The sequence below is a fragment of the Streptomyces sp. NPDC049813 genome (genome assembly GCF_044465085.1).
Lineage (GTDB): Bacteria > Actinomycetota > Actinomycetes > Streptomycetales > Streptomycetaceae > Streptomyces.
In genome coordinates this window covers 88,844-101,334 of record NZ_JBITLI010000017.1, presented here as the reverse complement: position 1 = coordinate 101,334, position 12,491 = coordinate 88,844, and the positions used below count along the sequence as shown (strand labels likewise).

Sequence of the window (12,491 nt, the reverse complement as noted above, 5' to 3'; positions counted from 1 at the left end):
GCGGTGCGCGAACTGGTGGACGCACTGCCCGGCAGCACCCTCGTCACCGACCCCGACGTGCTCGCGACCCTGGGCCGCGACGACGCCGAGTGGGCCCCCGTGGGCCGCCCGCTCGCCGCCGTCCGGGCGGGCTCGGCCGAGGAGGTGCAGGCGGTGGTACGGGCCTGCGCCGAGCGCCGGATACCCGTCGTGACGCGCGGCGCGGGCACCGGCCTGTCCGGCGGCGCCAACGCGGTCGACGGCTGCGTCGTCCTCGACGTCTCCCGGATGAACCGCGTCCTGGAGATCGACACCGAGAACCTGCTCGCCGTCGTCCAGCCCGGCGTCGTCAACAACGACCTGAAGGCCGCCGTCGCCGAGCACGGCCTGTGGTACCCGCCGGACCCGGCCAGCGCCCCCTGGTCGACCATCGGCGGCAACGTGTCGACGAACGCGGGCGGCCTGTGCTGCCTCAAGTACGGCGTCACCCGCGACTACGTCCTCGGCCTCGAAGTCGTCATGGGCGGCCCCGCGGGCGCGTACGGCAGCCGCGTCCGGCTCGGCCGCCGCACCACCAAGGGCGTCAGCGGCTACGACCTGACGAGTCTGTTCGTCGGCTCGGAAGGCACCTTCGGCGTCATCACGGAGATCACGCTGCGGCTGCGCCCCGCGCCCGCGGGCGAGCCGCGCACGGTCGTCGGCGCGTTCGACAGCCTGGTCGCCGCGGGCGCGGCGGTCGCCCTGCTCACGCGCCGCGGCCTGGAGCCGGCCGCCCTCGAACTCCTCGACCGCGCCTGCATGGAGGCGGTGGAGGAGTGGAAGCACCTGGGCATCGAACCGGGCGCCGAGGCCCTGCTGCTCGCGCGGCTCGACGCGGCGGGCGACGCGGGCGCCGCCGAGGCCGCCGCGGTGGCCGCCGCCTTCCAGGAGGCCGGCGCGCTCTGGGCCGAGCAGTCCACCGACGCCGTCGAGGCCGAGGCCCTCTTCGACGTACGCCGCCTCGCCTATCCGGCGCTCGAACGGCTGGGCCCCGTCCTCACCGAGGACATCTGCGTGCCGCGCTCGGCGGTGCCGGAGATGCTCGCCACCATCGAGGCCATCGGCCGCCGGCACGGGGTGCGCATCGCCACCATCGCGCACGCCGGGGACGGAAACCTGCATCCGCTGCTGATCACCGAGCCCGGCGACGAGGCGGCCCGTCGCGCCGCGCAGGCCGCCTTCGAGGAGCTGCTGCGGGCGGCCGTCGCGGCGGGCGGCACCGTGACCGGCGAGCACGGGGTCGGCCTCCTCAAGCGCGGCGGCATGCGCGGCGAGCTGGGCCCGGCCGTCTGCGCGGTGCAGCGCGCCGTGAAGCAGACGCTCGACCCCCTGGACCTGTTCAACCCGGGAAAGGTCGTCGGCGAGGACTGACCCCGCCGACGCCCCTCGCCCGGATCAGCGCGGCAGGCCCGCCGGATCGGTGACCCAGCCGGTGTCCGGCCGGCCGCTCAGCCGGTGAGAGAGCGTGCCGCCGCGCCGAGCGTAGATCGCCGGGCCGCCCCGCGGAACGCCGCTGCGCACTTTCGCGGTGAACGCCCGGTGAGAATCCGGGCCCCGGGCAGCGAGCTTCTGTGCGGCACGCCGTACCAAATGTGTGATTTGTGGGTTTATCGGACCTACGGTGCGGGGGTCGGTGTCCGTGAGGGGGGACAGACGACGCGCCCGCAGGCGGCGCGGATGGGGATGTCCATGAGTGGAATCAGCCGCAGGGACGCGGCACGCCTGGGGCTCGGGATCGGCCTGGGAGCCGCGGCCGGGAGCCTCGCAGGATGCGGCCGCGGCCCGGACGGGGACGAGCCTCCGGCCGGACCCGGCCGCCGCCCGGACGGGCCCGCCGGACCGAAGAAGGCCGCACCCGTGCTGATCGGCGACGGCTCGACCTCGTACACCGGGAAGCAGCCGGGCCAGCCACGCCCCGCCACCCCGCTCGAACCCGGTCAGCGGCCGCCGCAGTTCGTCGTCTTCTCCTGGGACGGCGCGGGCGAGGTCGGCAACGGCCTCTTCCCCCGCTTCCTGGAACTGGCCCGCGAGCACGACGCGCACATGACCTTCTTCCTCTCGGGCCTCTACGTCCTGCCCGAGGAGAAGAAGCGCCTCTACAACCCGCCGAACAACCCCGTCGGCGCCTCCGACATCGGCTACCTCACCGACGGCCACGTCAAGGAGACCCTGAAGTACGTCCATCAGGCCTGGCTGGAGGGCCACGAGATCGGCACGCACTTCAACGGGCACTTCTGCGGCGGCTCCGGCTCCGTCGGCAACTGGAGCCCGGCGCAGTGGCGCAGCGAGATCGAGCAGGCCCGGCAGTTCGTCAAGACCTGGCGCAGCAACACGGGCTGGCACGAGCACCCGTCGCTGCCCTTCGACTACGACCAGGAGCTCATCGGCGGCCGCACGCCCTGCCTGCTCGGCCAGGAGAACCTGCTGCCGGTCGCCCGCGAGCTCGGCTGGCGCTACGACGCCTCGTCACCCGGCGGCGAACAGCGCTGGCCCGAGAAGCGCCAGGGCATCTGGGACCTGCCGTTGCAGGCGGTCCCCTTCCCCGGCCACCGCTTCGAGGTCCTGTCGATGGACTACAACATCCTCGCCAACCAGTCCAAGAACTCCACCCGCGCCCCGTCCGCCAACTACCCGGGCTGGCGCACCCAGGCCACCGAGGCCTACCTCTCCGGCTTCCGCCGCGCCTACGAGACGAACCGGGCGCCGTTCTTCATCGGCAACCACTTCGAGGAGTGGAACGGCGGCATCTACATGGACGCCGTCGAGTCGGCGCTGAAGCAGATCGCCGGCCACGCCGACAAGGGGGACGTCCGGCTCGTCTCCTTCCGGCAGTTCGTCGACTGGCTCGACGCGCAGGACCCGGCGGTCCTCGCCCGGCTGCGCGCTCTGGACGTGGGGGAGCGGCCGCCCGGCGGCTGGCACCGCTTCCTGCGCCCGCAGAAGCAGGAGCGGCGCACGAAGCACGAGGGGCAGGAGGAAGCGGAGACGCAGGCCAGGGGCGAGAGGCGGGAGCGCCCCGCCTCCGCCGCGCAGGCCGCCGACTGGCCCTCGGCGAGGTGAGAGCCCGCTCACCGCACCCCGGCCGGGGTGCGGTGAGCGGTCCTGAGGCACCATCGGTGCGGACGGCGGCGGCCGCGGGACCGCGGCCCAGGAGCAGGAGGAACCCATGACCAGGCCGATCACCGCGGGTGTGGACGGATCGCCCGAGAGCGCGGCCGCGGCCGCGTGGGCGGCGCGGGAGGCGGTGCGCCGCGAACGGCCGCTGCGCCTGCTGCACGTGGGGACGCCCGCACCCGCGGTCCCGGCGCTCGCCGCCGACGCGGACACGCTGACCCGCTGGGCCCGTGACCTCCTGGCGCGGACCGAACAGGAGATCGCCGGGCGGCACCCGGGGCTCGCCGTCACGACGGGCCTGCTCGACGAGGGCGAGGCGCCGGACGCCCTGCTTGCGGCGGCCCGGGACGCGGAGCTCGTCGCCCTCGGCTCGCGCGGCCGGGGACCGCTCCTCGGTTTCCTGCTCGGCTCGGTCGGCCAGCAGGTCATCGCCCGGGCCGAGCGGCCCGTGGTGCTGGTCCGCTCCGACGACCGGGCCCCGGCGGAGGCCGCCGGGCACGAGGTCGTCGTCGGGCAGGAGGGCTCCGCGCTGGACAGCGCCGACGCCCTCGGCTTCGCCTTCCGCACGGCGGCGGCCCGTGGCGCCGGCGTCCTCGCGGTGCGCGCCTGGAGCCTGCCGCCGGTCTTCGCCTACAGCCCCGCCTCCCTCGAACTCCTCGACGAGTCCGGCGGCCTCGAACCGTACGAGAAGAAGGCGCTCGGCGAGGCCCTCGCGCCCTGGCGCGAGCGCTTCCCGGATGTGCCCGTCACCGAGCACGTCGAGATCGGCAGCGCGGGCCAGGTGCTGCTCTCGGTGGCCCCGCGGGCGCAGCTGCTGGTCGTCGGGCGCCGCGCCCGCCGCACCGCTGTCGGCGCCCGGATCGGCTCGGTCGCCCACGCGGTGCTGCACCACGCGCCGTGCCCGGTGGCCGTGGTGCCGCACGCGTGAGACGCGGGCCCGCCCGGTGCGGGGCGCCGCCCGGGCCCGGCGTCACTGCCCGGTGAGCGTCACCGCCCCCACCGGGCAGGCCCGTACCGCCTCTTTCACCATCGGGTGCTCCCCGGCCGCCGTGGCGGCGCCGGGGAGCACCTCGCTGACCCCGTCGTCGTCCTGCGTGAACACGTCCGGCGCCGTCAGCGCGCACATGCCCGCGCCCACGCACCGCTCCTTGTCGACCTCGATCCGCACGGCGCTCACCACGCCACGGGCAGTTCGAGCATGCCCTGGATCGTGTCGCCCGGTTTGAAGGGGATCTCCTCGGCGGGGACGGCGAGCCTGAGCCCCGGCAGCCGGGCGAAGAGGGTGCGCAGCGCGATGTCCAGCTCGGCGCGGGCGAGGTTCTGCCCGAGGCACTGGTGGACGCCGAAGCCGAACGCGAGGTGGTGGCGGGCCGAGCGGTCCCAGTCGAGGGCGTCCGGCGCCGCGAACGCGTCCTCGTCCCGGTTGATGAGCGAGGTCGAGAAGACCACGCCCTCCCCGGCCCGGATCGTCTCCCCGGCCACCTCGATGTCCTCCCGCGCGACGCGCAGCAGGCCGTCCGCGATGGACAGGTAGCGCAGCAGCTCCTCCACGGCCACGGCCGTCGCCGGCTCCCCGGAGCGCAGCGCGGCGAGCTGGTCGGGGTGGCGGAGCAGGGTGAAGGTGCCCAGCGAGATCATGTTCGCGGTGGTCTCGTGCCCGGCGATGAGCAGGATCACCGCGAAGGCGATCAGCTCGTCCCGGTCCGGCGGCCCGTCCGGCGACTCGCGGTGGATCAGCTCGTCCAGCAGGCCGTCGCCGGGCTCGCGCCGCTTGCGGTCGATCAGGGCGCCCAGGTACGACTCCAGCTCGTCGCGGGCCCGCTCCACGTCGCTCGCGGCGGGCCCGCGCAGCAGCACGCGGGAGCGCTCCTCGAAGAACTCGTGGTCGGCGTAGTCCACGCCGAGCAGGGAGCAGATCACCATGGAGGGCAGCGGCAGCGCGAACGCCCTGACGAGTTCGGCGGGCGGCCCCTGCCGCTCCATCGCGTCGAGCAGCCGGTCCACGGTCCGCTGGATCTGCGGGCGCAGCGCCGTGATCCGCTTCAGCGAGAAGCTCGGGATCAGCAGGCGCCGCTGGGTGTTGTGCTCGGGGTCGTCCACGCCGAGCAGGGCCACGCGCCGGGCCCGTACCTTCGCCACCCGTTCGCTCGTCGCCGGGAAGCCCGCGCGGTCCCGGTCGGTGGAGAGCCGTGGGTCGGCGAGCAGCTGCCGGGCCAGGGCGTGGCCGGTGACGACCCGGGCGGGGCGGCCGTCGTACAGCGTGATGCGGCCCAGCGGGCCCGCCTCGCGCAGCGGCGTGTAGGCGGCGGGTGGGTGGTAGGGGCAGCCCCGGTCCTGCGGGAAGGCCACGGGTGGCTGCGCGGAGGGGAGGGGGCTGAGGGGGGTGTGGTCCTGGCGGGCCGGTTCCGTCGTGGATTCCGTCATGGATCGGATCGCCTCGCAGTGCTCGTCCGTGCGCGCGGAGCCGGTCGTTCCGCGCTCCACGACCATTGGATGCCTCAGGCATCTATGGCGTCCACGGCAAGACCGGCCAGATGGGGAGGGCGGGGTAAGTGGCCGGTGCCGTTCGCACGTGTTCGATCTCCGGTCGCGTCTGCTCTGTTCGGGGCGGTGGCCGGGGCGCGGGTGTGCTCGGGCGGGAACCCGGTGCGCGGCCGGAACCGGGCGTCACGGCGACCGGAATCGTGTCGTCCGAACGGGTGGTGGGGCAAAACGCGGCATCTGTAGGGGTTGCTCCGGTGTGTCCGACCTCACGCGCCCCCGGCGACGGGCGGTGCGCACCACGGTTGGTTCGCTGTTAAACTTATGAGCGAGGCCCCGACCGTTCTCCCCCGTACGGTCGGGGTCTTTTTTGTGCCGTGGCGCATGTCCCACCGGGACATGTGTCCCATTGGGACGTCGACGCGTTACCGTGGAGGAGCGGGGGTCCGCGAGAGCGACGAAGGAGTCGAGCCATGAAGGCACCTCAGTACCGGACCGTCGGGGCAGCGCCCGAGGTCGTCACCGTCCCCGATCCGGAGCCCGGCCCCGGCCAGGTTCTCCTGAAGGTCACCGCCGCGGGCGTCTGCCACTCCGACATCGCGGTGATGAGCTGGCCCGCGGAGAACTTCCCGTACGACCTGCCGCTCACCCTCGGCCACGAGGGCGTCGGCACCGTCGCCGGGCTCGGCGCCGGCGTCAGCGGCCTGGAAGAGGGTGACTCCGTCGCCGTCTACGGTCCCTGGGGCTGCGGCACCTGCGCCAACTGCGCGCACGGCAAGGAGAACTACTGCCTGCGCGCCGACTAGCTCGGCATCCGCCCGCCCGGTCTCGGCGCCCCCGGCTCGATGGCCGAGTACATGATCGTCGACGACGCGCGGCACCTGGTGCCGATCAACGGGCTCGACCCGGTCGCCACCGTCCCGCTGACCGACGCCGGCCTCACCCCGTACCACGCCATCAAGCGCTCGCTGCCCAAGCTGGTGCCCGGCTCCACCGCGGTCGTCATCGGCACCGGCGGCCTCGGCCACGTGGCCATCCAGCTGCTGCGCGCCATGACCGCGGCCCGCGTCATCGCGCTCGACGTCTCCGAGGACAAGCTCGCGCTCGCCCGCACCGTCGGCGCCCACGAGGCCGTCCTGTCGGACGCCGCGGCGGCCGGAAAGGTCAAGGAGCTGACCGGCGGCCGGGGTGCCGAGGCCGTCTTCGACTTCGTCGGCGTCCAGCCCACCGTCGAGACCGCGGGCGCCGTGGCCGCCATCGAGGGCGACGTCACGATCGTCGGCATCGGCGGCGGCACGCTGCCGGTCGGCTTCGGCGCGACGAACTTCGAGGTCAGCGTCAGCGCGCCCTACTGGGGAAGCCGCGGCGAGCTCATCGAGGTCCTCGACCTCGCGCGGGCCGGCGCCGTCTCCGTGCACACCGAGACGTACACGCTCGACGAGGCGCCCCTCGCCTACGAGCGGCTCCACGACGGCAAGGTCAACGGACGCGCGGTGATCCTGCCGGGCGGCTGACACCGGCCGCTACCGCAGGCGGTTTTCGGCCACTCCTTTCGTTCAGATCTCAACTGACGGCGAGGAGAGGGCTGTTCCGGGTGACGGGTGATCAATAGCCTGGAGGCGGATCGTCCGTCACCCACGCAGGGAGCTCCATGACCACCGCCCAGGTCCCCGACATCCTTTCGCCGGAGTTCGCCGAGAACCCCTACCCCGCGTACCGCGTGATGCGTGAGAGCGCACCCCTCCACTGGCACGAGGCGACCCAGAGCTGGATCGTCTCGCGCTACGCCGACGTCGAGCGCGTCTTCAAGGACAAAGAGGCGCAGTTCACCACCGACAACTACGACTGGCAGCTGGAGCCCGTCCACGGCAAGACGATCCTCCAGCTCAGCGGCCGCGAGCACGCGGTGCGCCGGGCCCTGGTCGCCCCGGCCTTCCGCGGCAGCGACCTCCAGGAGAAGTTCCTGCCCGTCATCGAGGCCAACTCCCGCGCCCTGATAGACCAGTTCCGCACCACCGGCGTCGCCGACCTCGTCCACGACTACGCCACCCGCTTCCCGGTCAACGTCATCGCCGACATGCTCGGTCTCGACAAGGCCGACCACGCCCGCTTCCACGGCTGGTACACCGCCGTCATCGCCTTCCTCGGCAACCTCTCGGGCGACGCGGAGGTCACCGCGGCGGGGGAGCGCACCCGCGTCGAGTTCGCCGACTACATGATCCCGATCATCCGGGCGCGCCGCGAGAACCTCGGGGACGACCTGCTCTCCACGCTCTGCGCCGCCGAGGTCGACGGCGTACGGATGAGCGACGAGGACATCAAGGCCTTCTGCAGCCTGCTGCTCGCCGCCGGCGGCGAGACCACCGACAAGGCCATCGCCAGCATCTTCGCCAACCTGCTGTCCCACCCCGAGCAGCTGGCCGCCGTCCGCGCGGACCGCTCGCTGATCCCGCGGGCCTTCGCCGAGACGCTGCGCTACACCCCGCCCGTCCACATGATCATGCGTCAGTCCGCGGTGGACGTCGAGGTCAGCGGCGGCACCATCCCCGCCGGCGCCACCGTCACCTGCCTCATCGGCGCTGCCAACCGCGACGAGGACCGCTACCAGGACCCCGACCGCTTCGACCTCTTCCGCGCCGACCTGACGGCCACGACGGCGTTCTCCGCCGCCGCCGACCACCTCGCGTTCGCCCTGGGCCGGCACTTCTGCGTCGGCGCGCTGCTCGCCAAGGCCGAGGTGGAGACCGGGGTGAACCAGCTGCTCGACGCCATGCCCGACGTCCGGTTCGCCGACGGGTTCGACCCGGTCGAGCAGGGCGTGTTCACCCGGGGACCGCAGTCGCTGCCGGTGCGGTTCACGCCGCTCGCGCCCTGATCGGGCCCCCGGGCGGCTGCTAGACTCGCCGTATGCATCGCTTCTCGTGTCTCAGCTGGTGGCGCCTCACTTAGAGGCGGCCACAGCCATGCACGAACCAAAGGGCCGTCCCTGGACGGCCCTTCGTTGTTCCCCCTCGGAACCATGCCGTCCCAAGGACGCCCATGCCCCAGGGAGAGACCATGAGCGTCACCGACAGCCTCGGTACCACCGCCGCCCGGCGCCGCAGCGCCGAGCTGGAGGAACAGATCCACAAGGAGCCCGGCCGCTTCCGGGTCCTGACCGGCGACCGCCCCACCGGGCGGCTCCACCTCGGCCACTACTTCGGCACGCTGCACAACCGCGTCAGACTCCAGGACCTCGGCGTCGAGACCTTCGTCCTCGTCGCCGACTACCAGGTCCTGACCGACCGGGACGTCGCCGAACACCTCACCGAGTACGTCGAGGAGCTGGTCCTCGACCACCTCGCCATCGGCATCGACCCGGACCGCGCCACGATCTTCGCGCACAGCGCCGTCCCCGCGCTCAACCAGCTGCTGCTGCCGTTCCTCAGCCTCGTCTCCGTCGCCGAGCTGGGCCGCAACCCCACGGTCAAGGACGAGATCGCCCACTCCCGGCAGGCCGCCGTCAGCGGCCTGATGTTCACCTACCCCGTGCACCAGGCGGCCGACATCCTCTTCTGCCGGGCGAACCTGGTGCCGGTCGGCCAGGACCAGCTGCCCCACCTGGAGGTCACCCGCACCGTCGCCCGCCGCTTCAACGAGCGCTACGGCGAGGGCACCCCGGTCTTCCCGCTGCCCGACGCGCTGCTGTCCACCGCGCCGCTGCTGCTCGGCACCGACGGCACGAAGATGAGCAAGAGCCGCGGCAACGCCATCGCCCTGGCCGCCGACGCCGACGAGACCGCCCGGCTCGTCCGGGGCGCGCGAACCGACGCCGAACGCCACATCACCTACGACCCGGCCGCCCGCCCCGAGGTCTCCTCGCTCGTCCTGCTCGCCGCCCTGTGCGAGGGGACCGACCCGCGGCAGGTGGCCGAGGAGACCGGCTCCGGCGGCGCCGCCGCCCTCAAACGCCGCGTCACCGACGCCGTCAACGGCCACCTCGCCCCGATCCGCGCCCGCCGCGCCGCCTACGCCCAGGACCGCCGCCTGGTCCGGGACGTCCTGCGCGCGGGCAACGAGCGGGCCCGCGCGATCGCCGACGCGACCCTGCGGGACGTCCGCGCCGCCATGAACGCCGCCTACTGAACGACGAAGCCGTGCACCCGTGTCCCGGGTGCACGGCTCCTCACGGACGCACGCTCACTGCACGACCGGCGTGAAGCTGACCGGCAGCGCCGTCAGCCCCCGCATCCAGATCGACGGCCGCCACGTCAGCTCGGCCGGGTCCACCGCGAGGACGAGGTCGGGCAGCCGGTCCAGCAGCGTCTCCACGGCCGTCCGCGCGATCACGTCGGCCAGCAGGGGAGCCGGGTAGGGGCAGCGGTGCTCGCCGTTGCTGAAGGAGAGATGCGCCGCGTTCTCCGCGCCCACATGGGACTCCGGCCAGATCTGCGGATCGGTGTTGGCCGCCGCGAGCCCGAGGACCAAGCAGTCGCCCGCCCGGATCTGCCGGCCGCCCAGCTGCGTGTCGCGCACCGCCCAGCGGCCGATGAAGTTCTGCGTCGGCGTGTCCAGCCAGAGCACCTCGTTCAGCGCCTCGCCGACGCTGAGCCGCCCGCCCGACACGTTCAGGGCGAACCGCTCGTCCGTCAGGAGCAGCCGCAGGGTGTTGCAGATCCAGTTCGCCGTCGGCTGCTGGGCCGCCGCGATCACCGAGATCAGGTCCTGCACGATCTCCTCGTCGGTCAGCCCCGCCGGGTCCTGGATCATCCGCGAGGTGACGTCGGCGCCGGGCCGCTCCCGCTTCTCCTTGACCAGCCGCTGGATCCGCTCGCCGACCCGCACGTAGGCGGCCACCGGATCGTCGCCCTCGGCCGCGTCCAGCGAGATCCGCAGGTCGTCCACGAGGTCCTGGGTGTCCGTGCCGGTGTGCGGCATGCCGCACATCTGCACCGCGGCGATCATCGCCAGCGCGTGCGCGAACGCGCTCATCAGCTCGGCCTGCCCGCTGCCCGCGAAGTCGGAGATCAGCCGGTCGGCGATGATCCCGCAGTCCCGGGCCAGCTCGAACTGGTCGACCTGCTCCAGGGCGTGCGTGATCACGCCGGCGCGCCGCTGGTGCTCGGCGCCCTCGGCGAAGAGGACCGAGGGCTGGTACCCGACGAACGGCAGCAGCGGCCAGTCCCCGGGGATGTGCTCCCACTGGTTCCAGCGCCGGGAGTCCCGCGCGAACAGCTCGTCGTGCGCGGTCACGTAGCTCACTTCGGAGTACCCGAGGACCAGCCACGCGGGCACGTCCCCGTCGAGCAGCACCGGCGCCACCGGGCCGTGCTCCCGGCGCAGCGAGCGGTACAGCTGCGAGGGCGTCTGCTGGTACTCGAGGCCGCTGAGCGGGACCGCGCCCGCGTGGGCGGGGCAGCCGGCGGGGGCGTCGCCCGCCGCGGCGGGCGAGGGGAGGCTCTGCTCGGTCACGGTGTCGTCTCCTGGGCCATGGCCATCGCGTACAGGTGGTCCACGAGGGTGATCAGCACGTCCTTGCCCGACGATCTGACGCGGGCGTCGCAGTCGACCATCGGCACGTGCTCCGGCAGCGCGAGGGCCTGCCGGATCTCGTCGAGGGAGTGGCGCACCGGCTCGTCGTCGAACCGGTTGACCGCCACCACGAACGGCGTGCCGTGGTGCTCCAGGCGGTCGATCGCGTACCAGGAGTCGTCCATCCGGCGCGTGTCGACGAGGACGACGGCGCCGAGCGTCCCCGAGAACAGCCGGTCCCACAGGAACCAGAACCGCTCCTGGCCGGGCGCGCCGAACAAATAGAGCACCATGCGGTCGTTGAGGCTGATGCGGCCGAAGTCGAAGGCGACCGTGGTCGTGGTCTTCGCCGCGACGCCCGTCGTCTCGTCGACGCCCACGCCCGCCTGCGTCATCACCTCTTCGGTGTTGAGCGGGCGGATCTCGCTCACCGAGCGCACCAGCGTGGTCTTGCCGACGCCGAACCCGCCGACCACGACGATCTTCAGGCCGGTGTCCGCGAGGGCACCGAGGGGCGTGCGCGCGGGTAGTTCAGAGGTTGCGGAGCCCATGGAGCACCTCCTGGAGAAGGGCGGAATCGGGGAGTTCGGCGACGGCGGCCGCCGCACGCGGATGCCGGGCGGTGACCTTGCCGCCGGCCAGCAGATCACCGAGCAGGATGCGCACCACGGTGATCGGCAGCTTCAGTTCGGCGGCGATCTCCACGACAGCCGCCGGCTGCCGGCACAGTTCGAGGATCCGTACGTGCTCGGACTGCATCCCCGCGGTCGGCTCGCACTCGCTGACCACCAGCGTCACCAGGTCGAACGAGGTGTCGTCGGTGCGGCTGCGACCGCCGGTGACCGTGTAGAGCCGGTCCGGGGCCCCGGTGTCCACCGGCCGGCGCGTCACGAGGCGCCGCCCCCCGCGGGGGACTGGCGCGGCTCGGCCCGCAGGTGCTCGCCGATCTGCTCCACCAGCTCCGTCATCTGGTGGCCGACCACGCCCGGATCGGCGTCCTCGTCGGCGACGACCGCCAGATGCGCGCCCTCGCCCGCGTCCACGATGAACAGCAGCCCGCCGTGGAACTCGGTCATGGAGTGCCGTACGCCGCCGGTCCCGTCGCCGAACTCCACCGACGCGCCCTGGGCGAGGGCCTGGATGCCGGAGCAGATCGCCGCGAGCTGGTCGGCCTGGTCGAGTGTCAGGTGCTCGCTCCAGCACAGCTTCAGCCCGTCCCGGGACAGGACGAGGGCGTGGCGCGTGCCCGGGGTGCGCTCCAGCAGGCTCTCCAGGAGCCAGGTCAGGCTGGTGTCAGTGGTCTGCATGGTGGGGTCGGACGGTGCTCGGTCCGGCTGCGCCGGGCACACCGCCCGTGCCTCCAATCT

The 12,491-nt window shown here is 73.2% G+C and carries 11 protein-coding genes and 1 pseudogene; 6 read left to right on the top strand and 6 right to left on the bottom strand.

Translation table 11 applies throughout. The features are described from left to right. The first annotated feature begins 3 nt into the window (after window positions 1-3). The 3 genes from ACIBW6_RS29175 (at window position 4) to ACIBW6_RS29165 (ending at window position 4,060) form a co-directional block, all read left to right on the top strand. Window positions 4-1,389: an FAD-binding oxidoreductase gene (locus tag ACIBW6_RS29175; RefSeq protein ID WP_399064743.1), complete on the top strand. Its 1,386-nt coding sequence runs from the start codon at window positions 4-6 to the stop codon at window positions 1,387-1,389. Between the two features lie 318 nt (window positions 1,390-1,707). After that, window positions 1,708-3,078, top strand: a complete 1,371-nt coding sequence (locus ACIBW6_RS29170) for a hypothetical protein (protein WP_399064740.1) — start codon at window positions 1,708-1,710, stop codon at window positions 3,076-3,078. A 106-nt stretch (window positions 3,079-3,184) separates the two neighbouring features. Then, entirely contained in the window at window positions 3,185-4,060 is an 876-nt protein-coding gene (locus ACIBW6_RS29165; protein WP_399064738.1) for a universal stress protein, read from the top strand. 42 nt (window positions 4,061-4,102) lie between these two features. Here ACIBW6_RS29165 and ACIBW6_RS29160 read toward each other — a convergent pair whose 3' ends face one another. Both ACIBW6_RS29160 and ACIBW6_RS29155 read right to left on the bottom strand, forming a co-directional pair. Next, window positions 4,103-4,309, bottom strand: coding sequence for a ferredoxin (locus tag ACIBW6_RS29160; protein WP_399064901.1), 207 nt, complete (start codon window positions 4,307-4,309; stop codon window positions 4,103-4,105). Next, window positions 4,306-5,556: a cytochrome P450 gene (locus tag ACIBW6_RS29155; RefSeq protein ID WP_399064899.1), complete on the bottom strand. Its 1,251-nt coding sequence runs from the start codon at window positions 5,554-5,556 to the stop codon at window positions 4,306-4,308. The genes ACIBW6_RS29160 and ACIBW6_RS29155 overlap by 4 nt, the downstream gene beginning before the upstream one ends. A 530-nt stretch (window positions 5,557-6,086) precedes the next feature. Between ACIBW6_RS29155 and ACIBW6_RS29150 the strand changes: the two are divergent. From ACIBW6_RS29150 to trpS, 3 genes and pseudogenes are all read left to right on the top strand, one after another. Further along, window positions 6,087-7,127: pseudogene (locus ACIBW6_RS29150) on the top strand (NAD(P)-dependent alcohol dehydrogenase). A 137-nt stretch (window positions 7,128-7,264) separates the two neighbouring features. Next, on the top strand, window positions 7,265-8,488 hold the full coding sequence (locus ACIBW6_RS29145) for a cytochrome P450 (RefSeq protein WP_399064736.1): 1,224 nt from the start codon (window positions 7,265-7,267) through the stop codon (window positions 8,486-8,488). Window positions 8,489-8,670: 182 nt separating this feature from the next. Next, window positions 8,671-9,738 carry a tryptophan--tRNA ligase gene (gene trpS / locus ACIBW6_RS29140; RefSeq protein WP_399064734.1) on the top strand — a complete coding sequence of 356 codons (1,068 nt, stop codon included), beginning with the start codon at window positions 8,671-8,673 and terminating at the stop codon, window positions 9,736-9,738. A gap of 54 nt (window positions 9,739-9,792) precedes the next feature. Here the strand turns inward: trpS and ACIBW6_RS29135 are convergent, their stop codons facing one another. Genes ACIBW6_RS29135 through ACIBW6_RS29120 form a run of 4 tightly spaced genes read right to left on the bottom strand, consistent with a single transcriptional unit; the run spans window position 9,793 to window position 12,431 of the window. Beyond that, the gene (locus ACIBW6_RS29135) at window positions 9,793-11,064 is read right to left on the bottom strand and encodes a cytochrome P450 (protein WP_399064731.1); all 1,272 of its coding nucleotides are present in this window, start codon (window positions 11,062-11,064) and stop codon (window positions 9,793-9,795) included. Next, a complete protein-coding gene (locus tag ACIBW6_RS29130; RefSeq protein ID WP_324768287.1) occupies window positions 11,061-11,675 on the bottom strand; it encodes an ATP/GTP-binding protein in 615 nt (204 codons plus the stop codon). The genes ACIBW6_RS29135 and ACIBW6_RS29130 overlap by 4 nt, the downstream gene beginning before the upstream one ends. Beyond that, window positions 11,656-12,015, bottom strand: coding sequence for a DUF742 domain-containing protein (locus ACIBW6_RS29125; protein ID WP_399064729.1), 360 nt, complete (start codon window positions 12,013-12,015; stop codon window positions 11,656-11,658). Before ACIBW6_RS29125 ends, ACIBW6_RS29130 begins: the two co-directional genes overlap by 20 nt. Continuing rightward, on the bottom strand, window positions 12,012-12,431 hold the full coding sequence (locus ACIBW6_RS29120) for a roadblock/LC7 domain-containing protein (RefSeq protein ID WP_399064727.1): 420 nt from the start codon (window positions 12,429-12,431) through the stop codon (window positions 12,012-12,014). The genes ACIBW6_RS29125 and ACIBW6_RS29120 overlap by 4 nt, the downstream gene beginning before the upstream one ends. Between the last annotated feature and the right edge of the window lie 60 nt (window positions 12,432-12,491).

Bases quoted from the DNA above. Each gene is read 5' to 3' on its own strand.
- ACIBW6_RS29170 (WP_399064740.1), top strand. From the start codon at position 1,708: ATGAGTGGAATCAGCCGCAGGGACGCGGCACGCCTGGGGCTCGGGATC.
- ACIBW6_RS29165 (WP_399064738.1), top strand. From the start codon at position 3,185: ATGACCAGGCCGATCACCGCGGGTGTGGACGGATCGCCCGAGAGCGCG.
- ACIBW6_RS29155 (WP_399064899.1), bottom strand. From the start codon at position 5,556: ATGACGGAATCCACGACGGAACCGGCCCGCCAGGACCACACCCCCCTC.
- ACIBW6_RS29145 (WP_399064736.1), top strand. From the start codon at position 7,265: ATGACCACCGCCCAGGTCCCCGACATCCTTTCGCCGGAGTTCGCCGAG.
- trpS (WP_399064734.1), top strand. From the start codon at position 8,671: ATGAGCGTCACCGACAGCCTCGGTACCACCGCCGCCCGGCGCCGCAGC.
- ACIBW6_RS29130 (WP_324768287.1), bottom strand. From the start codon at position 11,675: ATGGGCTCCGCAACCTCTGAACTACCCGCGCGCACGCCCCTCGGTGCC.
- ACIBW6_RS29120 (WP_399064727.1), bottom strand. From the start codon at position 12,431: ATGCAGACCACTGACACCAGCCTGACCTGGCTCCTGGAGAGCCTGCTG.